General features: G+C 39.8%; 18 protein-coding genes and 2 pseudogenes. 5 read left to right on the plus strand and 15 right to left on the minus strand.

What is annotated here, in order from left to right:
• Positions 1 to 102 precede the first annotated feature (102 nt).
• The 5 genes from AC3WLU_RS24635 to AC3WLU_RS24655 all read right to left on the minus strand — a co-directional run bounded on the left by AC3WLU_RS24635 (position 103) and on the right by AC3WLU_RS24655 (position 1,893).
• On the minus strand, positions 103 to 975 hold the full coding sequence (locus tag AC3WLU_RS24635; protein ID WP_048683447.1) for a CvfB family protein: 873 nt from the start codon (positions 973 to 975) through the stop codon (positions 103 to 105).
• Between the two features lie 121 nt (positions 976 to 1,096).
• Positions 1,097 to 1,234: a hypothetical protein gene (locus AC3WLU_RS24640; protein ID WP_156500294.1), complete on the minus strand. Its 138-nt coding sequence runs from the start codon at positions 1,232 to 1,234 to the stop codon at positions 1,097 to 1,099.
• On the minus strand, positions 1,224 to 1,502 hold the full coding sequence (locus AC3WLU_RS24645) for a response regulator (RefSeq protein WP_063576014.1): 279 nt from the start codon (positions 1,500 to 1,502) through the stop codon (positions 1,224 to 1,226). The genes AC3WLU_RS24640 and AC3WLU_RS24645 overlap by 11 nt, the downstream gene beginning before the upstream one ends.
• Before the next feature lie 53 nt (positions 1,503 to 1,555).
• Complete coding sequence (locus AC3WLU_RS24650; RefSeq protein WP_492598097.1) at positions 1,556 to 1,642, minus strand: histidine kinase dimerization/phospho-acceptor domain-containing protein; 87 nt, start codon at positions 1,640 to 1,642, stop codon at positions 1,556 to 1,558.
• Complete coding sequence (locus AC3WLU_RS24655; protein ID WP_268936440.1) at positions 1,639 to 1,893, minus strand: hypothetical protein; 255 nt, start codon at positions 1,891 to 1,893, stop codon at positions 1,639 to 1,641. The genes AC3WLU_RS24650 and AC3WLU_RS24655 overlap by 4 nt, the downstream gene beginning before the upstream one ends.
• A gap of 196 nt (positions 1,894 to 2,089) precedes the next feature.
• Here AC3WLU_RS24655 and AC3WLU_RS24660 point away from each other — a divergent pair, with 196 nt between their 5' ends.
• A complete protein-coding gene (locus AC3WLU_RS24660; RefSeq protein ID WP_492598086.1) occupies positions 2,090 to 3,280 on the plus strand; it encodes an alanyl-tRNA editing protein in 1,191 nt (396 codons plus the stop codon).
• Positions 3,281 to 3,373: 93 nt separating this feature from the next.
• On the opposite strand, the gene AC3WLU_RS24665 is transcribed toward AC3WLU_RS24660, so the two are convergent.
• Together AC3WLU_RS24665 and AC3WLU_RS24670 are read right to left on the minus strand one after the other, a co-directional pair.
• Complete coding sequence (locus AC3WLU_RS24665; protein ID WP_052137265.1) at positions 3,374 to 3,787, minus strand: hypothetical protein; 414 nt, start codon at positions 3,785 to 3,787, stop codon at positions 3,374 to 3,376.
• Between the two features lie 78 nt (positions 3,788 to 3,865).
• Positions 3,866 to 4,057: a hypothetical protein gene (locus AC3WLU_RS24670; RefSeq protein WP_034307314.1), complete on the minus strand. Its 192-nt coding sequence runs from the start codon at positions 4,055 to 4,057 to the stop codon at positions 3,866 to 3,868.
• Positions 4,058 to 4,198: 141 nt separating this feature from the next.
• Between AC3WLU_RS24670 and AC3WLU_RS24675 the strand changes: the two genes are divergently transcribed.
• On the plus strand, positions 4,199 to 4,720 hold the full coding sequence (locus AC3WLU_RS24675; RefSeq protein WP_063576011.1) for a GNAT family N-acetyltransferase: 522 nt from the start codon (positions 4,199 to 4,201) through the stop codon (positions 4,718 to 4,720).
• 40 nt (positions 4,721 to 4,760) lie between these two features.
• Here AC3WLU_RS24675 and AC3WLU_RS24680 read toward each other — a convergent pair whose 3' ends face one another.
• Positions 4,761 to 7,019 carry a HelD family protein gene (locus tag AC3WLU_RS24680; protein ID WP_492598087.1) on the minus strand — a complete coding sequence of 753 codons (2,259 nt, stop codon included), beginning with the start codon at positions 7,017 to 7,019 and terminating at the stop codon, positions 4,761 to 4,763.
• 348 nt (positions 7,020 to 7,367) lie between these two features.
• Between AC3WLU_RS24680 and AC3WLU_RS24685 the strand changes: the two genes are divergently transcribed.
• Both AC3WLU_RS24685 and AC3WLU_RS24690 read left to right on the plus strand, forming a co-directional pair.
• The gene (locus AC3WLU_RS24685) at positions 7,368 to 7,607 is read left to right on the plus strand and encodes a hypothetical protein (RefSeq protein ID WP_492598088.1); all 240 of its coding nucleotides are present in this window, start codon (positions 7,368 to 7,370) and stop codon (positions 7,605 to 7,607) included.
• Between the two features lie 502 nt (positions 7,608 to 8,109).
• Positions 8,110 to 8,277 (plus strand): annotated as a pseudogene (locus AC3WLU_RS24690) (IS5/IS1182 family transposase); the annotation flags it as partial.
• Between the two features lie 214 nt (positions 8,278 to 8,491).
• On the opposite strand, the gene AC3WLU_RS24695 reads toward AC3WLU_RS24690, so the two are convergent.
• Positions 8,492 to 8,893 (minus strand): RDD family protein, encoded by a 402-nt coding sequence (locus tag AC3WLU_RS24695; protein WP_063576010.1) that lies wholly within the window; start codon positions 8,891 to 8,893, stop codon positions 8,492 to 8,494.
• Between the two features lie 344 nt (positions 8,894 to 9,237).
• Here AC3WLU_RS24695 and AC3WLU_RS24700 point away from each other — a divergent pair, with 344 nt between their 5' ends.
• Positions 9,238 to 10,857, plus strand: a complete 1,620-nt coding sequence (locus AC3WLU_RS24700; RefSeq protein WP_034307325.1) for an ABC-F family ATP-binding cassette domain-containing protein — start codon at positions 9,238 to 9,240, stop codon at positions 10,855 to 10,857.
• A gap of 893 nt (positions 10,858 to 11,750) precedes the next feature.
• Here AC3WLU_RS24700 and AC3WLU_RS24705 read toward each other — a convergent pair.
• The 6 genes and pseudogenes from AC3WLU_RS24705 to AC3WLU_RS24730 form a co-directional block, all read right to left on the minus strand.
• Positions 11,751 to 12,012: pseudogene (locus AC3WLU_RS24705) on the minus strand (flotillin family protein); the annotation flags it as partial.
• Positions 12,013 to 12,417: 405 nt separating this feature from the next.
• Complete coding sequence (locus AC3WLU_RS24710) at positions 12,418 to 13,977, minus strand: glycoside hydrolase family 32 protein (RefSeq protein ID WP_492598089.1); 1,560 nt, start codon at positions 13,975 to 13,977, stop codon at positions 12,418 to 12,420.
• An 85-nt stretch (positions 13,978 to 14,062) separates the two neighbouring features.
• Positions 14,063 to 15,526 carry a glycoside hydrolase family 68 protein gene (locus AC3WLU_RS24715; RefSeq protein WP_098864712.1) on the minus strand — a complete coding sequence of 488 codons (1,464 nt, stop codon included), beginning with the start codon at positions 15,524 to 15,526 and terminating at the stop codon, positions 14,063 to 14,065.
• A gap of 145 nt (positions 15,527 to 15,671) precedes the next feature.
• Positions 15,672 to 16,946, minus strand: coding sequence for an ABC transporter substrate-binding protein (locus tag AC3WLU_RS24720; protein ID WP_492598090.1), 1,275 nt, complete (start codon positions 16,944 to 16,946; stop codon positions 15,672 to 15,674).
• The gene (locus AC3WLU_RS24725; protein WP_413001500.1) at positions 16,946 to 18,112 is read right to left on the minus strand and encodes a response regulator transcription factor; all 1,167 of its coding nucleotides are present in this window, start codon (positions 18,110 to 18,112) and stop codon (positions 16,946 to 16,948) included. The genes AC3WLU_RS24720 and AC3WLU_RS24725 overlap by 1 nt, the downstream gene beginning before the upstream one ends.
• On the minus strand, positions 18,090 to 19,919 hold the full coding sequence (locus tag AC3WLU_RS24730; RefSeq protein ID WP_413001498.1) for a cache domain-containing sensor histidine kinase: 1,830 nt from the start codon (positions 19,917 to 19,919) through the stop codon (positions 18,090 to 18,092). The genes AC3WLU_RS24725 and AC3WLU_RS24730 overlap by 23 nt, the downstream gene beginning before the upstream one ends.
• Positions 19,920 to 20,171: the final 252 nt, after the last annotated feature.

Raw genomic sequence — 20,171 nt, forward strand, 5'->3', positions numbered from 1 at the left:
TAGGCGAAAATTCAAAGGGAATTTCAAAAGGGGTGCAGAATTTTTTAATTCCGAACCCCTTTTGTCTACAAACTGAGCAGCGGATAAAATCCGCTGCCTTTTTCATTTACGGTCTGAAGAATATGTCCATCCATCTTCCTGGTAAATCTTTTCTTCTTTCATCAGTTTGCCGAGAGCACGCTTGAACGCTCCCTTGCTCAAACCGAAGTGGAACTTGATATCATCAGGTGGCGTTTTGTCACCATAAGGCATTGCACCGCCGCGATTCATTAAATAAGTGAAAATGACATCAGCATCTTCCCCCATTAAATCTTGTTTAAAGGGGATTAAAGAAACGTTAAGCGTTCCATCTTCTTTACTATCAATGACGCGCCCTTCAACTAATTCACCAAGACGGGGCTCCTCCTTGCGTTCACTTTCGTGAATGAAACAGCGATACCCTTCTTCTGAAATAAAGAATGATCCAACCATAAGCAAACGATAGACATTTCCCTTAATACTGGTGTTACGAATCCCTTTTAATGGAGCTGTTACTGCAATCTCCTGAATGACATCTTCGGTTGCAAGTTTACCAAACAGGCGATCATGACGATCTGTCTTCAGGGATACATATAGACGATCACCAACCTCAGGCCATAATCGATCTATATTCGGAAGGTCATCCAGGGATACAAGAATATCTTTCGAAAGACCGATGTCAACAAAAACACCAAGTTTCCTTTTCACATTGACAACTTCCGCCCAGCCATACTGATCAATCTGAATTTCGGGTATCTTCATTGTCGCTGTTAGCCTTGCTTGTTTGTCATGGTAGATGAACACAGTTACTTCATCGCCAATCTCAAGTTCCGTTCCTTCATTCATTTCATTATGATGAAGTAAGACATCTTCTGAACCATCCGTTAAAAACCATCCGAAATCAGCCTTACGTTCCACTTCTAACTCTACAGCCATGCCGGCCTGAATTTTTTGCATGAATAAAAATCCTCCTGTAACTTACCTTTACCTACAATTGTACCCAATTATTTATTTTTCCAACATATTTGAATTTATCATTTTTTTGATGTTCTGTATACCTATTACGGTTTTTTATTTTTTACCCCTTGTTTTCTCCATGAAATGCCTGCGGGATTAATATCTGCCCTTGTTTACCGTTACTTAACAAGGTATGCATGATCACTTTGGATAATTGGCTCGGTTTATAAGGTTTAACTAAATAATCCTTAGCTCCCAAGGAAATCCCCTTCTCCCTTTCCAAGTGAAGTCGAAACAAAAACGGAAATCTCATTCAAATCAGAGGATCCTTTAAATTCCCTCAGGATCGCCCAGCCGTCCATCTCCCCCTCTTCAAGAAGGATATCCAGCACAATGGCGTCCGGAGGTGAGGATTTCAGCTTTTGAAAAGCCTTTCTACCACTTTTGAAATAGCTGACATGGAAACCACTGTCCATCAATTCATATTTTAGCAGTTCCGCTAAGTTCATATCATCTTCAATGACCATACTATCATGGCTCAGTATTCTTGACTGTCCTTCATTGTTAAGCCCCACTTCTTTTAGAGGGGAACTCTAGGTAAACCGAGGACGCTTGCAAGGGGTGTCCTTAATTCATGACTAACTGTACTGACAAATTCGGACTTCATTTGATCCACTTCATATTCTTTTGTGATATCACAATATACCAAAATTGTGCCATATCCTTCTCGAGATAATGCAGTGTCTCAAAATAAACCTTTATGACCTGATTCGTCTCTTCCTTTTTGAATGTAAAACTTCGTCCTTCATAATTTACTCCTTCCAGATTATCAATCGCTTCATCCATTGCATGTAAAAACCTCTCCCCCTCCATTTGTACAGCATTTTCAGCACTCCACGTTTCCCATGGCAAGTCCATTATTTGATCAGGAAAAGAATCAGGACGATCAAAAGGGCAGTCTATAAATAGTTATTGCCATCTTGCACAATTTATTTAGAATTTGTCATAAAGTTTTGCTTTTATCCCTGACTAATCTTCTAAAACCCGCGATTTTAAACTATAGTATTTCGGTGATATAATTTAATGATCAACAGAAAGGAAAAAGAAATCATTCATGACAAAAAAATTATATTACACGTCCACCAAGACCTCCCAATGGGATACCGAAATTCGAGAGACCATTGTAGAAAATGGCTTTTACTATATCACTCTTGAAGAAACCGCTTTTTATCCCGAAGGCGGCGGTCAGCCAGCAGATACTGGTAAAATAGAAGGAATCACCGTTCTTGACGTTATAAAAGACAATGATGGAAAGATTCTTCATAAGATGGAGAGACGGCCAGATTCAGAGATCGTCCACTGTGAACTTGATTGGCCCCGCCGCTTCGATCATATGCAACAGCATAGCGGCCAGCATCTACTCTCTGCTGTCTGCAGGGAACTTTTTGACTCTAATACGGTTAGCTTTCACCTTGGAAAGGAATATTTAACGATCGATATAATGGCAGGATTTCAATGGACTGAGGTACATACGGCTGCTGCTGAAAAGCTAGTTAATCAATATATCATCGAGAATCGCGAATTACTTATCTATTACGTGACAAACGAGCAACTACAGACACTTCCTGTCGTCAAAATGCCTAAAGTGTCTGAAAATATCCGTATTGTTGAGATAGAAGGAATTGAATATAACCCTTGCGGTGGAACTCATGTAGAGCGTACCGGTGAGATTGGGTTAATAAAAATTTTCAAAGCGGAGAAGCAGAAAGAGCTTACCCGTCTCTACTTTAAGTGCGGCTTCAGGGCATTGAATGATTATTCCGAAAGTCTAGGAATTCTTTCTGCATTATCGACTAAATTCAATACCGGACGTACAGAGATCCTGAATAGGGTGGAGAAACTTGAAAATGACTATAAGCAGCTGCTATCGGCAAATGAAAACTTAAAACTTGAAAATGCAAATTTTCTTGCTGACTCCCTGCTTGCAGAAAATGGAGGGGGATTCATTTCTCATATTTTCGAAGATAGCTCAATGAAAGAACTGCTTTACCTTGCAGGTACGATTGTAAAAAAAGAAAAGGTTACTGTATTATTAGCATCACGTAAGGAGCAAAAGGTCATCCTCTCGCACAGCGGGGACAGTCCCTTTAATTGCGGACAATATTTCAAAGCGGAACTGGGCTCCTATAATGGAAAAGGCGGAGGGAACGGACGTACTGCACAAGCAGGCTTTGCATCACAAAATGACTTAATTGCATTTTATCAATACTCCGTTGAAAAATTAGGTCAAAATCCTCGTGCATAAAACCGATCCGTAATGGATGGCATACGTGATGATCATGGAAATCATTACTTCTCAAAATCAGAAAAGAGAGGACAGATTACGTCCTCTCTCTTTTTATTCTTCTATTTTCAATTTCCCTAACCCGTGTTCTTCAATATGAAGATGATATTTTTCCTCGAGCTCCATGATACGTTTAAACGCTTCCTCCTGATTGTATTCATGGTTTTCCGACTCCAAGGCGAACTCTTTCCTAGCCAAATGGTAGGCAAGCTTATCCCTGAACACTCCATCTTCATACTCATTTATGACTGTATGAAGTTGATCCTCCAATTCCCTGCTCAGATCATACATTTCGTAATCCTTTATAAACTGTACTCCTTCCATGCCGAAATCTTTCGCAAAGGAATTGATATACTGTTCCATTTCACTGAATTCTTTATTATCTTCAGTATCGGAAGCAACCCAATATCCGTACTGAACCATTTTGAATAATGTTTCATACTGTTTCTTGGTAAAATTGATTTTCATTGACGATACTCCTTTTCCGGTTTCCTTACAACAAAAAGAATAAACCGCAATGGAATAAAAGTCCAATGCGGTTCATTCTCAATCTAATATTTCTGTTACAGAAAAATATGCTGCTTTTTCCGTATCTACGACATAATGGCAATCGCCTTTAACTAAATTATAATAACGGTGCTTTTGAATATTTGAAATCATTTGAGTTGAATCATCACCTTCAACCTCATGCTCTAGTTCTTTGCCGCCCGGAAAATAAAAACCAACTTTCAATTTCATCTTTCTCATCCTTCCCTTCATCTGGTTGATCACTCTTTTATTTCTTATCCTTTCTCAAGCAGTTATAAACATAAATAAAATGCTTATTCACTTTTTCCATGATATTCTAGGGGGAAATATGAAAATCTGAAGGTGTTTTTTATGAAGATAAGGAAAGCCATAGAAGAAGATGTAGATGGAATAGCAATTGTACATATAAACAGCTGGAAAACAACTTATAAAGGAATCCTTCCGGATCAATATTTGTCTTCCATGAATCTGGAAGCCAAAAAGAAAAACTGGCTAAGAAATTTAAAAATGCTGCATAATGCTACCTTTGTTGCGGAAAACGCCAATGGGGAAATCATCGGTTTCGCTGCCGGGGGACCAGAACAAACGAATGATCCGCATTTTCAAGGTGAAGTATATGCCATTTATTTTTTAAAAGAATATCAACAACAGGGACTTGGACGAAAAATGATAAAAGCGGTCATACATGAGCTTATGAAAATGGAACATAAGAATTTAATAATCTGGGCATTAAAGGATAACCCATCATGCGGTTTTTACAAAGCACTTGGAGGTCAAGTGATAGCTGAAAAAACCGTTAAAATGGCAGGCGTCGAGCTTATCGAAGTCGGTTTCGGATGGGAAGATATTCAGGATATCCTTTTGCATCTATGAGCATTTCACGAGGAGGTGGTGGCATTCCACCCTCCCCCTTTCATGTCTCAATAAGGAAAGCATTTTTCTCTTTACCTAAAAAATATAGCCTGTGCAATGGCCTTGTCATTGTTACGTACAGCAATTTGATATCAAGTTCATTTTCGTGGCAATACACTTCTTCGAGGGATATTGCAAATACGACATCGAATTCGAGACCTTTGGCTTGATAGGAAGGAACAATTAATGTTTTATCTTTAGGGATGTTTCCCGCTTCATCTATTAAATGAAAGCCTTGATGGAATTCACTTAGTTTCTCATTTGCCAGCTTGCAATCTTTCATCGTTTTGGCAATAACGGCAAACGTTTTAAAACCTTCTCCTTTAAGGGTTGCGATCAGCTCGATCAGTTCTTCTTCCCAACCTTCCTTTTCAATGTAAATGAATTCTGGATCCTTGCCATGCCGGACCACGGGTTCAACTTCCGGGAAATCGTATGTTAACAACTGAAGTATTTCATTAGCTTGTTTCATAATTTCAACAGTTGTTCTGTAGCTTTTTTGTAATTCAGTATACGTCGCCCGAGGGAAAATACGACTGTGAACCTCTTCCCATGTTTGAAGTCCGCGGTATGAATGGATGCCTTGTGCAAGGTCGCCTACAAGTGTGAACATATCGGTATCCACTGCCGTCTTTAGGGCCTGTAACTGCATGAAGCTATAATCCTGTGCCTCATCAATGACAACATTTTTTGCTTTGTTTTCTTTATCGACACCGAAAAGCCGCTCCTGAAGATATAATAGTGCTCCTAAGTCCTCTATCTCATAACTATTAGCAGAAAATAATTTATGATTGTACTCACATAAAACCCTGGCATCTTCAACAGTAAGCTTACCGTTGCTGTATGAGGCGAGGCGCTCTGGATCTTGGTATAATTCCTGATAGTACTCCAGGAGATCTTTACTTTTGAATTGTTTAAAATACGCTTTTACAGAAGAACGGATCGCCTTTTGGATCTGTCCTATCCTTTCCTCTTTTTTATCGAGGCATTTTGTAACAAATTCCTTGCGTATGACTGGATCGATATTCTTATAGAGCGCCTTCTCGATTTTGGCATCATAAAGATCAACAACACGTTCAAGCATTGTTTTCTTTTTTAATTTCACTTCATTTTGTAAAATGGCCTTCAGTTTGTCCAGCCTGCTGTATAACGGTAAATACCAATAATCCTCTTCCAATAATCTAATGAACTTCTTAGCGGAATAGAGGCGATATTTATCACAATAAAAATCAGCATCCGGATGAAACCCACTGAAAATATCCTTTATATATTCGTCCAATATATATTTAAAGGCAGGGGATCCTTTCAGACCTGATATCCAGACGGCTGAATTAATTTCTTCATCATCTTTTTCCAGCAATCGCGTTAATTTATCATCCGCTATAAGCTTCACTTGCTTTCCTATCGCTGACTGAACATATTCGGAAAACGTGAATTGTTTTACCTTTTCGACACCCAATTCAGGTAAAGCTTCAGATATGTAATCAATGAATACCCGGCTCGGAGCAAGAATCATTAATTGTCGCGGATCGAACAAGTCTTTATAGTGGTAAATGAAATAAGAGATCCTATGTAAAGCGATTGTGGTTTTACCGCTGCCCGCTGCGCCCTGGACAATGATAGGTTTATTCAAATCTGCCCGAATGATTTTATTCTGTTCTTCCTGGATCGTGGTGATGATATCCGTCAATCGATTGCTGGAACTCTTGGAAAGGGATTCCTGCAACAATTCATCCGTTGTTGTCAAATCAATGTCCCTTATCTCCTCCAAGACACCTTCTTCTATCATTAGCTGTCTTTTTAAAGTGATGTTCCCGCTGAATGTCTCCCCTTCCGCTTCATATTCTATTTCACCAATCCGTCCCTCATAATACAGATTTGCAATCGGTGAACGCCAATCGACGATGATCTGTTCCTGGCTTTCCCTCTGATAAAGAGATGCTTTTCCGAAATAAAGGACTTCGCCTCTCTCCCCATCATTCCTTTCAAAATCCACTCTTGCAAAGTAAGGTTTTTTACTTGCTTTGCGTAAACTTTCAAGTTCGGTTTTGGACATCTCAAAAAAGTTGGCCGTGGTCAGCAGCTGTGAATATAACGCTGATTCAGACCAATCGGCATCGCCAAAGGCTTCTTGCATATTCCGCTGAAATTGATCTTTGCTTGTTTCAGATGTTTTGATGACTACATCGATATAACGTTTTGTAAAATCCAGCCGCTGTCGTTCCTGTTCAAAATCAGGATGATTACCCAATGAAATCACTCCCCTTCCTTGTATATTGATCAAACTTATTAAAATGCCGATGCTAAGACGAAATGGACATTTATACTATCAGAAAAGCCAATGGTTGACAAATCTGGAGACATAGAATTATATAGTTGTAATGTACCTTCCCTGATATTTCATATAATTCGAAGAATACACGATATATTCCAAATTGGATTTAGCTTTGGTATGTTGACTTATGCTGAGACCTTCATGGATATGCCTTTCTTCTGTAATTGTCATCAACTCTTAACATAAATAACGCAACTTTAATGTTTTATCGGAAACTGACATTATATACTTAAATGACAATTACATAACTTTTTTAAGAAAGCGGGTCCTGTCATGGAAATAAATCAAAAACAACCAATGCTATCCCCTAAATTAATCCATGAACTTGAAAACTTATCATCCAAAACACAAATGCCTATTTCTGAATTACTGGAAATATCCGTAATTTCACTGCTGGAAAAAGTGAATGATACAAAAGAACTTAATGTTGGACTTAATAATAAAGAAATGATTTTAAGAAATAAAATCATCATCAATCAAAATAAAGAGGTTTTGAATAACAAAAGCACTTGACCATTAAGGTTAAGTGCTCAGAATGTAGACAAACTCTATGAAAATTGAGTTTGTCTACATTTTTTTCTTGTACAAGCTCGGACGTGATTTCCACTCCAGGCACTCGCTTTCCGCGGGCGGTCCGGGAGCCTCCTCGGCATGGCCTGCGGGGTCTCCCTTGGCCACGTTTTTCCCGCAGGAGTCTCGTACCTTACGTTCCAATCAACTGGAACGTTTTTTAAAATAAAAACTGCAAGCTGGTCTATTCCGAACCATGTTTATTTTATCCTTTGAATTTTTCTCCTGTGCTCCTTATTGGATGGAAGAAATTTGCGAAACTCCTGCCGAATAACTGGCTAGCCGAGACCCCACAGACGCTTGCGTCGAGGAGGCTTGGCAGGCAGTCGGCGGAAAGGGAGCGGATTTCTGAAATCAACTCGAACGTTTTTGAGGGTTAGTAAATCTGATCGTTATTCCCACTCCAGGCACTCGCTCCAATCAACTAGGTTTAAAAACTTGGATAGAACAGATTTTCTATCGAATAACATTAATAAGTGCTGAACACGTATTCGTCGGTTCCACACATGTGAAAGCCAATGCGAATAAGCGCAAATTTGAAAAGAAAATTGTACGCAAAGAAACACGAGCATATCAAGGACGTCTTCAAAATGAAATAAATCAAGATCGTAAGCACTTGACCATTAAGGTTAAGTGCTCTTTAGCTTCCTAACTGCCACTGTATTACTGCTATAGATATTCTATCGTGGTTTCCAATGTAATATTTATACCTAAATACCGTACAATAAAGTATTCGGCTAAATTTCCTCCATATTTAAAAAATCATATCGGTTTGAATCTGTATTTTCGCAAAAAAAAAAGCAGCTATTAAACTGCTTATCCGTTATTCATGGTTCATTTGATGTCACGTATGTACCTGCTATGAAATCATGTATCGATCTATGGTCTTTCCTAATACCAACCATGAATGCACTGACAATAAACCCTATCCCTAATGTAATGGCATATACCAAAGCAGCAACTAAATACCTCAATAGCATAGTGCCTATGCCTAATTTTTTGCCGTCCATCCTTACTATGCGTATTCCCATAATCCTTTTACCAACTGTATAGCCATACCATAGTATCGGGACAATCACCATGTAAAGAAAGTTAAAAAGAGTTGAAAAATTTTCATTTTCCCAATCACCGGTAATCACCCCGAAAATTATCGCTAATGGTGCAGATACTATTATGCCGTCCAAAACACCTGCAAAAAGACGTTTCCAAAAACCTACTGAATCACTCATATATGTTCCTCCCATAGTATTAGTTACAGTTACCTATATTACCAATTATAAAGTTGTTGTGTAATGAGACTTTATACCCATAATCATATTCAATAAAAAAATAGTACTTACATTTATAGGTTGCAATTTATAAACAAAATTAAATCCTTGTGTAATTTTTGCTTATAAACGTTTGTTTTTACTAATCTGCCTTTAATTTTCCTAAGAAATAAGATACAATTTAAATGATGCACAGTTTAAAACATACAAGATTGTAAACTGCTGTTTGTATGAATCAGCGTAAAACTAATGAAACAAAGTGTTGAACACGTTGAAACAAAAGTATTTTGGAGGAATGTAAATAAATGATTACAGTAAATAATGTTGGTTTACGTTATGGCGATCGTAAACTGTTTGAAGATGTTAATATAAAATTCACTCCTGGTAACTGCTATGGCCTGATTGGTGCGAATGGTGCCGGTAAATCCACTTTCTTAAAAATCCTTTCAGGTGAAATTGAAGCACAATCCGGTGATGTCCATATGGGGCCAGGCGAACGCCTTGCCGTTCTAAAGCAGGATCACTTCGCTTATGAAGAGGAAGAAGTCCTTAAAGTCGTCATTATGGGACATGAAAGATTATATGAAGTCATGCAAGAAAAAGATGCCATCTATATGAAGGAAAACTTCACCGACGAAGACGGAATGAAAGCGGCCGAGCTTGAAGGGGAATTTGCCGAATTAAACGGATGGGAAGCTGAACCCGAAGCTTCAATCCTCTTAAAAGGCCTTGGGATTACAGAAGACCTGCATACTAAGAAAATGGCTGAATTGAACGGTGGCGACAAAGTTAAAGTATTGCTTGCCCAGGCACTATTCGGTAAACCGGATGTTCTATTACTGGATGAGCCTACCAACCACTTGGACTTAAAAGCGATCAAATGGCTGGAAGAATTCCTAATCAACTTTGAAAACACTGTTATCGTAGTTTCCCATGACCGTTACTTCCTTAACAAGGTTTGTACACATATCGCGGATCTTGATTTCGGTAAAATCAAAGTTTATATCGGTAACTATGACTTTTGGTATGAATCAAGCCAGCTTGCCCTTAAACTGACTCAAGATGCCAATAAGAAAAAAGAAGAAAAAATCAAAGAGCTTCAAAATTTCATCGCGCGTTTCAGTGCCAATGCATCCAAATCGAGCCAGGCTACATCCCGTAAGAAATTATTGGATAAAATCAGCTTGGATGACATCGAGCCTTCTTCACGCCGCTATCCATATGTCGGCTTTACTCCTGAACGTGAAATCGGGAACGACCTGCTTCGTGTAGATGGAATCTCGAAAACGATCGATGGCGTAAAAATATTGGATAATGTCAGCTTCACGATGAATAAAGGCGATAAAATTGCATTTGTCGGTAAAGATGAGATTGCTAAAACAACAATGTTCAAAATCTTGGCAGGTGAAATCGAACCGGATGGCGGCTCATTCAAATGGGGCGTTACAACCTCTCAGGCTTACTTCCCTAAAGATAATGCTGAATTCTTTGAAGGTGTCGATTTAAATCTTGTCGATTGGCTCCGTCAATATTCTCCTAATGACCAGAGCGAAAGCTTCCTGCGCGGTTTCTTGGGCAGGATGTTATTCTCTGGCGATGAAGTCACGAAAAAGGCAAGTGTACTTTCAGGGGGCGAAAAAGTCCGCTGTATGCTTTCCAAAATGATGTTAAGCGGTTCGAACGTCCTGATGCTTGATGAACCTACCAACCATCTGGACTTAGAGTCGATTACAGCATTAAACAACGGTTTAATCAGCTTTAAAGGATCTATGATCTTCTCTTCTCATGATCATCAGTTCATCCAAACTATTGCTAACCGGATCATTGAACTTACTCCAAAAGGTACAGTCGATAAGCAAATGAGTTATGATGAGTACCTTGAAAATGGCGAATTGCAAAAACAAGTCGCTGAAATGTACAAATAATACTTTTATGAAAGCACATCCTTATTGGATGTGCTTTTTTCGTTCGCTATTCCTTCTGCCTGCATTTATTCCATACCTTTAATGTATTGAAGGCATAAAAAACACGCTGCAATAAATATAATAATATTCCCTGAAAGATGAGCCCTGAATAATTTCATGGATAAAAAGGTATATTGGTAAGGAAGGAGTGAGTTAGAATTGGATGGTCATACAGTGAAAAATATTTTTGATGATACAGGATATCTTTTTTTATATGATAAATTCAGTTATCATTTTTATATATCCGGATTGTTCGATGTAGTGGAACAAGAAAAAGTAATCTCGGATTTTTTAAATTCTTATAGCTTCGATGATAAAAACCCTCTCTTTTTTGACGACTTTTCCTACTACTTTAATTGCTTTCATTATTCACACCAGAAACAAAGGATGATGAATTACTTGAAAACCGAGTATGACGAACATATTTGTTAAGTAGTATAAAAGGCCAGATAAACTGTCAAAACTATTCAAAAAAAGGTAAGAGTATAATCGTCCCTTACCTGAGACTATAGGCAAACTTGATTAAAATTGAGTTTGCCTACAGTTTTTTTATGGTTGTACGATTTAGATGTTTCATTTCCGCTCCAGGCACTCGCTTTCCGCGGGCGGTCCGGGAAGCCTCCTCGGCGCCTTTGCGCCTGCGGGGTCTCCCCTGGACGTTTTTCCCGCAGGAGTCTCGCACCTTTCTCTCCAATCAACTTTGGTTTAACTTTTAGATAATAGTAGTTTACAAACCGTAGCTCCCTTGTCTATATGATTGGACCAAGTTTTTTGCCTATACAATTGGGGTGTTGATTTCCGAACCCACTTTGTCTACTTACTGGGGTAAGTGCCCCTTAAATTCCCCCCTGTTATTCTTCCTTTCTTGCTGCCATATTCATGTTCGCTTCGGCTCGCTTGATTCGCGATTTTTTCTCTGCATCGACGAGCTATATCACCCTCCCTCACCTGCGTAATCCTTGGCTTTCCAAGCGACTCATGATATCCATTTTTATCCCAAACGTCTTTATTGGTGGACGTTACGATAATGAGTCCCACTTTAGCTAAGTCGTTCGAGGCTGCCCACTGTAACTCCTAGGGAAACTTTTCACGGTTTTTATAAATTTCCTCGACTGTCTTATGTGAGAATTAAAGAATATATATGTATATGATTATCCATTAATCCCAAGTGCTTCTGGGAGAAATTAAACCTAAAATTGTATCTTTTCCGTAAGGTGTTAAGAACTAAGGTTCTGTTCAGAAAACCTAAGTTTCTTAACACATTTTAGCTGAAGGATTTATGAGGATTTTCCTCATCTGTTTATGTTCAATAACTCATACCTTTATATATGATCAGTTAATATGACAAAGATAAGTTTCAGTACATATAAGACAGTATTAGCTTATAGAAATCGGGCTTTTTTATGTCGAAATTGCTAAATGTTGGTGGGGCCCCTTTTAGTGAATTTTCATATTTGAAGAGTTATTTCTTATAAAAGAATGTATGTGCACTCATATGAAAGGTATCTGCCAAGATGAGATTCAATTAATCGGATCAAAATGTGTAACCTTCATATTCTTAAAGATCGCTTTGCCGCCCTCGGAGAAGAGAGTAATTCCCTTATCTTCGGCATGAGGGAATATTAAGTTTGAATAAGCAACCTTTCCATCATCCACAAAAACTTCAATACTCATTTTATCGACGAGAATCTTTAAATGTACCTTCTTCTTACTGACATCAAATGGTGCAGTACTTTCAACCAACAGATTCGTTTCGTCAGGTTGATCTGTGAATACCCGATTGACATAAGAGTAATTTCCTTCTGCAGAGATGCCTACGTCAACGTGGCGTTTTTGATCATCTGACTCCCTGAGCCTAAATCCTGCATTCTTAAAATCCGACCATGTGAGATCCGCCTCTATTTGATAGGCATCTCCTTTAAAATCAAGTGTTTCCGAGCCATCCACTTCGATTTTATTAAAAGAATTCGTTGAGCTTGTCAATTCTTTTAATGCTTCTGAAGGCTGTGAAGAAAGATAATACTTATTCTCCCCTTCACGCTTTAGTTCAATTTGACGGACGATCGAATCCATTCCGTTAAACCCTTCTTTTAATGTCGGAGTATTGTTGGCGTAGGCCCAGTTATTCATCCAAGCGAGGGCATAGCGTTTGTCTAATTTGTCACTTGCCTTGCCATCTTCAAACGTTACTCCGCCATACCAATCGAAACCGTAGTCTAGCCATTGCGGTTCATTGTTATCTGGAAGAAATTCCATTCCATTAAACGTTCCTGTCCAGTATGCATAGGTGTTGGGTTTCCCTGCTTCTTTTCCGTTTGCACTGACGCCCAGCACCCACTTTACTGTCCCGTCTTCAGCGCGGATCTGGTAAAGGTCAGGGCACTCTAAAACTCCAATGTTCATAGTGGAAAAACTGCTCGTATAGCGCCAATCTTTCAGGTTATAAGACTCATAAAAACCTATTTTCGATCCTTCGGCCATGGTCATGACCCATTTTTGATTCGTGTTATCCCAGATGATTTTTGGATCTCTAAAATCCTTCGTTCCTGGATTTTTCATAATAGGCTCGTCACTGTAAGAGGTAAACGTATTTCCTTTGTCCGTACTGTACCATAGAAATTGTTCTTGTTTCTGGCCATCCTTAGATGGTTGTGTTACGATCGCCACAAAAGCCCCTTTTCCAAACCCAGCTGTATTTTCCTTGTCAAACACGACTGACCCTGTCCATGGATCCCCATTTTGATTCGTATATTTTGGAATGGCAATTCCTTCATCCTTCCAGTGAATCAAATCTTTAGAGGTGGCATGTCGCCATTCTGTACCATTGCCATCCGGATAATCTCCATTATAAAGGTAAAAATAATGATAATTTCCTTCATAGTAAAGGGGCTTCTGTGGATCGTTTTTCCAATGATCAGGAGAAGTAAAATGATAAGCAGCCCGGTATGAGTGCTTTTCTACCTTATTTGGCGGATTAGCTTCTTTTGTTTTATAAAATGAATGAATCAAAATTCCTGTGCAAATAACCATCCATAATCCAAGAAAGAATAATCCAACCATCTTATATTTCTTTTTGTTCACTTAAACTCACCACTTTTCTCTTTTAAAATAGAAAAAAGAAAATGCCAAGTTTTCCTGACATTTTCTTTTTCTTTTCATTGGGTAACTACTTAACCGTAATCTGGCCTTGTTCAAGAATACTGTCTTTTACTACCGATGTTTGTTTCCCTTTAATGTTAAGCTGGAAGCTTGGGGCAAAGGTAGATTTATTGTCTTCAAAATAACCTCTGTTTGTCATGTAGCTTGTCACTACAACATTATCACTGCCAGCCTGCGGGATCGCATAGTGTGCATAGTTCCAAGTGATGTCATATGGATCTAGATCCTGATGCAGGACGATGCCCGTTTTATTTAATGGTTTATATGGGCCAGTTAAGGAATTTGACGTGTAGCCTAACATGTAAATATCTTGATTATCGATTCCATCAATGGTCATTTTTGATCCTCTTGAACTTGTGAATAAATACCACTTGCCGTCCTTTTTAAAGATGTTTGGACGTTCGATTTCATCTGTGACCGTATTTGAAACAATCAATGGCTTCATTTCTTTTTTCAATGTATAATCGTCGTTTACTTCAATAATTCCAATTGCACCGTTTGCAAGTTCAGCTAACTCTTTTTTAGGGCTTTGCAAAAGTTTGTTTTTCTCACCCTGGAAGAATTTATTGCTGTTGCCATAATAAGCTCTATTGTATAGCGATTCTTCGCCTTGGTAGCCATATTCTGTACCCGTATTTGCTTCAAACACAAGGTATTTGCGGCCGTTGTCTTCTACATAGTGAGGGTCTCTGAAGGTATGATTATCAGAGGAATTTCCGTCCTCTACAAATTTATCTACAGTTTGGTAGTACTTGCTGTCTTTGCCTTCATAGATGGATTTGTAATCCTCAACACCATCCACTTTTAATGTTTCAGAATCTGGCTCTGAAAGGTTTACTTGAGCGGTTGTCAAGGTTTGTTTCCCATAATTTCCTGACTCAGGTTTATACGGTTCACGGTTTGTATAGAATAAGCGAACTTCCCCGTCCTCAGTGAAGGTTGCAGAACCTGACCACTCTTCGGCTTGCTCTTTTAGGTAAGGATCATTTGGAACGTTTTTATCATTGTCATCAAAAACTCTTCCAGCATTCTTCCAAGCATCAAGGGAGTTGTCGCCCACTTTTTTGTAGAATATGTAGATGAACGTATCACTCGCGTTTTTAGGATCGCCTGCTAATCCAAAAACGATATGATATCCTTTGTACTCTGCAACAGTTCCATCAGCGTTTTGCAATGGCCATGTATCCCACACATCTAAATCAATCGTTTCGCCTGATTCCGTTACTTTTTTGGCAGAAGGGATGTTTTTAATTGTGGATACGTCAAACCTAGGAACGGCATATCTAGTATCACCGTGCTGATTAATCATATCTTTCATAGCTGATCGAGTGATTTGTGAAGTATCGTACGTTTCTTTGTAATCCGCCGGATTCTTTGGAGCTGCAAATGATTGGGTGACAGTACCGCTTAATAGAATGCCAGTACTGAGTATTCCTGCTGTTGCCTGTTTGGCAAGCCTGCTAAAGTTCATAAATCTTCCTCCTCGTTTTATGTGTTTGCTAGTACAATAGAATTATAGGCGATTCCTGAAAAGAGAGGTATGCCACATATTGATTGGAATTTAGTCGTATATTGATATCGCAGTTGTAAAAGGCAAAAAAAGCCCCGGCAAGAGGCTATTCCTTCGAAAACCTCTCCCAGGACTTCTGATATTCATTGAGCAGCTGATTGCGGTTCAGCTGTTTCCCGACATAGAGCTGAGTCGCGGCTCCGAATTCTTCCCTAATTTCAACAGGGAAGTGAAACCAGTTAGATGGGACGGTGTTCCCATCTTTGTAATTTCGAAGTGTTTCTTCTGCGAGCGGCCCTATATCATCAGTTTTAATGTTCTTAAACGCAGGAATGAATTTGAATTCTTCCGTCATGAACCGTTTTCCTTGTTCTGACAACACCATCCAATTTAAAAATTTCTTGGCTTCTTTTTTCTTTTCAGGAATGGACTGTTTATTTACGGCCCAATAATTTGGAACGCTGACGACAAGGGCTTCCTTTAAAGGTCGGTCATTAATCGGAATCGGCATAAAACCGATGTTCATGTCAGGCGAAGCTTGATCGATCATCGGCTGAATCCAGTTGCCTTGCTGAATGATGGCTGCTTTTCCGGAGGTAAACAGATTCACTTCCATTGTATAGTCCGTAGACAGTGGATTATCGTTTCCGTACTTTATGGTGAGATCCAGCAGGGCAAGGAGATCCTTAAATGTTTGATTGGTACTGATTTTTTCCGTTCCGTTATTTAAATTTCTTATAAAATCATCAGTATCCTTTTGCTGGGCAAAAGCAACATTCATTAGATGGTCTCCCAATTTCCAGTCTTCATAATAGCCTGTTGCAAAGGGAGTAATGCCTGCATTCTGCAGCTTTTCGGCAGCTGCTGTCAATTCAGAAAGAGTGGCGGGCTGGTCAGTAATGCCGGCTTGTTTAAATAGATCCTTATTATAGATAAAGCCATACCCTTCAAGGTTAACCGGCATTCCGTAAATTTTCCCGTCCAATGTGACTGGCGTCAGGGATTCTTTGTATGCTTGATTAATCCAGGGCTCCCCTGAAAGATCCTCCAGATAGTTCCGCCACAGCTTGGCATTTTCATAGCCGCTGTTTGTAAAGATATCCGGACCAGTGCCGGTCGCCATTTCGGCTTTTAGGTCGGCGAGGTCATCCATTGCCCCTCCAACAGTATGTACCCTGATATTGACGTGAGGATTTTCCCGTTCATAAGCACGCGTCATTTCTTCAAATTGAGTGGAGATTTCCACTTTCGGATTCCTTAAATCCAGCGTGATTTTCCGCTCTGTCTTTTCTGTTTTTTCTGGTGGGGCTTCATCCTGACATGCAGAAAGAGGCAAGCTGACGGCTCCGATTAACAAAAGGGATAAAAACCTGTTTTTCATCATGTCACCCCTTTAGATTCATGTTGCTCGTTCTTGTTCCTGAACTCAAAAGGCGTCATGCCGACGACCTTTTTAAATAGCTTTGAAAAGTAGATTTCATCTTGATAGCCAAGCATGGTAGAGATGGAATAAATGCTTTTGTCTTTTTGTTTCAGCCACGACTTTGCTTGGCTGATTCTAAGCTCCGTGATGTATTTGGACAGGGTCATTCCGGTTTCTTGCTTATACTTTCTTGAGATATGCTCGCGGCTTAAAAAGAAAACATTCGACAGCTTTTCCAGACTCAAATCCTCCATATAATACATGTCAACATAGGAAACCATGTCTTCCATGCGGCGAGCGGCATCTATTTCATCCAGACGGTGGATGGATCGGAAGTTTTGTTCCTCGAGCTTTTTCTGCAGAGCCTGAAACGAGGTCCTGATATCCGATAAAGTTTCGACCTGCTCTTCAGTTACAAGCCTTACCGGGATATCGAACTCCTGGCTGATCCATTCCTCAACGGAGAGCCATTGATCGCGAATGGTGATAACAAGGCAGAGGTTAAGATCCGTCTGCAGGGAAAACGCATTTCCTAATTTACGGTCCGTAAGCTCATCTGAAAGCTTTTGGATATAGGGATCCGGATTGTGCATCTGGTAAAAGGAGAGCAGCGTCAGCATATAGCCCTCCGATTCAGGAAGAAACTCAGCAAGGCTGATTGAATCTGAACGGTCCCCCAGACATATCGCAGTGGCTAACTGGTTTCTCCGCAGTTTTTTCACATCTTCCAGCACTTCAGCATGTTCAAAGTCATCCTTCCAGGCTTGTACCGATTTTTCCAGTGTATGATTGAACGCCTCATACTCAATCGGCTTCAGCAGGTAATCAAAGCTGCTGTGCTGAATGGCTTTGCGCATATAGGAATAATCGTTATAACCAGTAATGAAAATAACTTTCCCAGGATAGGAAATGGAATCCAGCCACTCAATCAGTTCGATTCCGCCCATACCGGGCATTTTCACGTCTGTAAAGATAATCTCCGGGCGTTCTTTTTCAATCAGTGATTTTGCCTCATGGCCATTTTTGGCTTCCAATAGCTTGGTGATTCCATGAGTTTCCCACTGGCCTAAATGGCGTATGACGTCCCGCACATTGAATTCATCATCGACAATCAGTGCTTTCACCGTGTTCATCTCCTTTCCTGAAGTAAGTCTTTTTCATTCCCAAGGGGCTCTTTATCGGGATCCTCATGCTGACGGAAAACCCCAGTCCGTCATTCGAATCTACTTTCATTTCTGCACTTGGTCCATACCCTAGAAGCAGCCTGTCACGAATATTCTTCAGGCCTATATGTTCATGCGAATAAGTCCCTTCGTAAGGGGGTGTATAGATATGTTCCCGTAGTGTCTGAAGCTCTTCTTCCGTCAGACCCGGACCATCATTCTCAACAGTAAAGCACAGACCGTTTCCTTGTTTTTCCCCGTTAATGGACAAATGAGCGTTGCTGTACCCTTCCTCATACGTGTGTTTAAAGAAATTCTCTGCCAGGGGCTGCAGAATCATACTTGGAATAGTCATGTCCAAAATGGACTCATCGATATTGACCGAATAACTTACATTTTCACCAAAACGCTCTGTTTGAAGGGAGAGGTACGCTTTTGTATACTCAACTTCATCCCGAACCCGTACCCATTGATCTGCCTGCATTGAGTAGCGCATCATTTTGGACAGCGAAGTCAGCAATTGATAGACCTTTGGTGCATTCGACCTGAGGGCAACAGCGCCTATGGATTGTAAAGCGTTAAACAAAAAATGAGGATTAACCTGTGATTTTAACGCCCTGAACTGGTTCTTCCTGTTTTCAATTTCAAGCTTATATTCACGGTCAATGTGGGAATTGATCCGGTTCATCATGTCCTTCATGTGGGACTCCAAATGGCCAATTTCATCGCTTCTGGTATCATCAAAAGGGACATTCATATTTCCGCCTTCAATGGAGCGGACTTTGCTGCTCAGCCTCGTAATGGGACGGGTAATCCTATTTGAGATAATGCCTATCATCAGCAAACCCAGTATTCCTACGCCGATGCCGACAAGGATATTGGTATAGGCGGTTTTCCTGACATCTTCATATAAAGCCTGACTCGACATGACCTTAATCAATTTCCAGCCGTTCAGTGACCCTGATAACTCTTTTGATAAGAGAATATCGTCATCATGCCGGCTCCTATTCCCGTCAAGACGTTGCTTTTCTTCGGCAGGAAGAGGTTTTCCAATCAGGGCACGATCATTTGCATACATGACGCGATCTTTTGAATCAATTAGCAAAACTGAAGATGCGTCTCCCTGGACAAGGTTATTGCAAATGCGGGCGTACTCGCCCAAATCAATGTCGATTGTAATCATCCCAAGAAACTTTTTAGAAAGAACGTCAATAATTTTGTGGTGAAAAGTCATCACCATCGTTTTGTCCGATTTTGGAACAATGGCTGCATTATTGTAATTCTCAAGAGGGTGTGGCGGCTCAATCAAATATTGTGAGTCAGATGTATACAGCTGTTTGATCGGGTCCCGGTTCAGAAAATCCGGCTGATACCTGTGTGTGCTGATCATTGCATTATAGACAGTAAATGACTCATTGTTTTTAGCAATATAGAAACGGATTTGCCGGAATTCGTTTCTCATTAGATAAAAGGTTTCGAGACTCTTTTCCATGGTCATAGGGTTGAAATATATGGAGTCTTCGAAGCCGTTTTTAAAAATCCGAAACAGATCAGGGTTGCGGTACAGAATATATGGAAAATCAATCATGTCGTCAAAATACTGCTCCAGTTCATCCGCATTCTTCTGAAGCTGCTCCCGGCTGTTTTCAAGTTCATACTGCTCCACACTGTTTTTTGTGTAAGTGTAGATGAAAAAAACGGACAGGAAATAGGGCAGAACGATGAAAATCAGCAGCATGATCAATAAACGGCTTTGTATGCTTTTCAAAGGAGGCACCCCCTTTCGCAGAAGGCTATTTTTTAGTCTGATCTTATCTTCTCACTTTAGCATCCTAAAACTATATCAAATCAAAAAACCAAGTCAATCATGCTTAAGTAGGATTCGTGTAAGTGCATGTATCGTTATATTTCGCAGTTCGGGCTTATATTATGTTCCAATTTGCGCTGCGCCAGAGATTTGAAGATGATAAGGCAAACACAAAAAAAAGCTGAAGACATCTTCAGCTTTTACAAAAATTAT

This window comes from Peribacillus sp. FW305-BF15 (assembly GCF_058783805.1).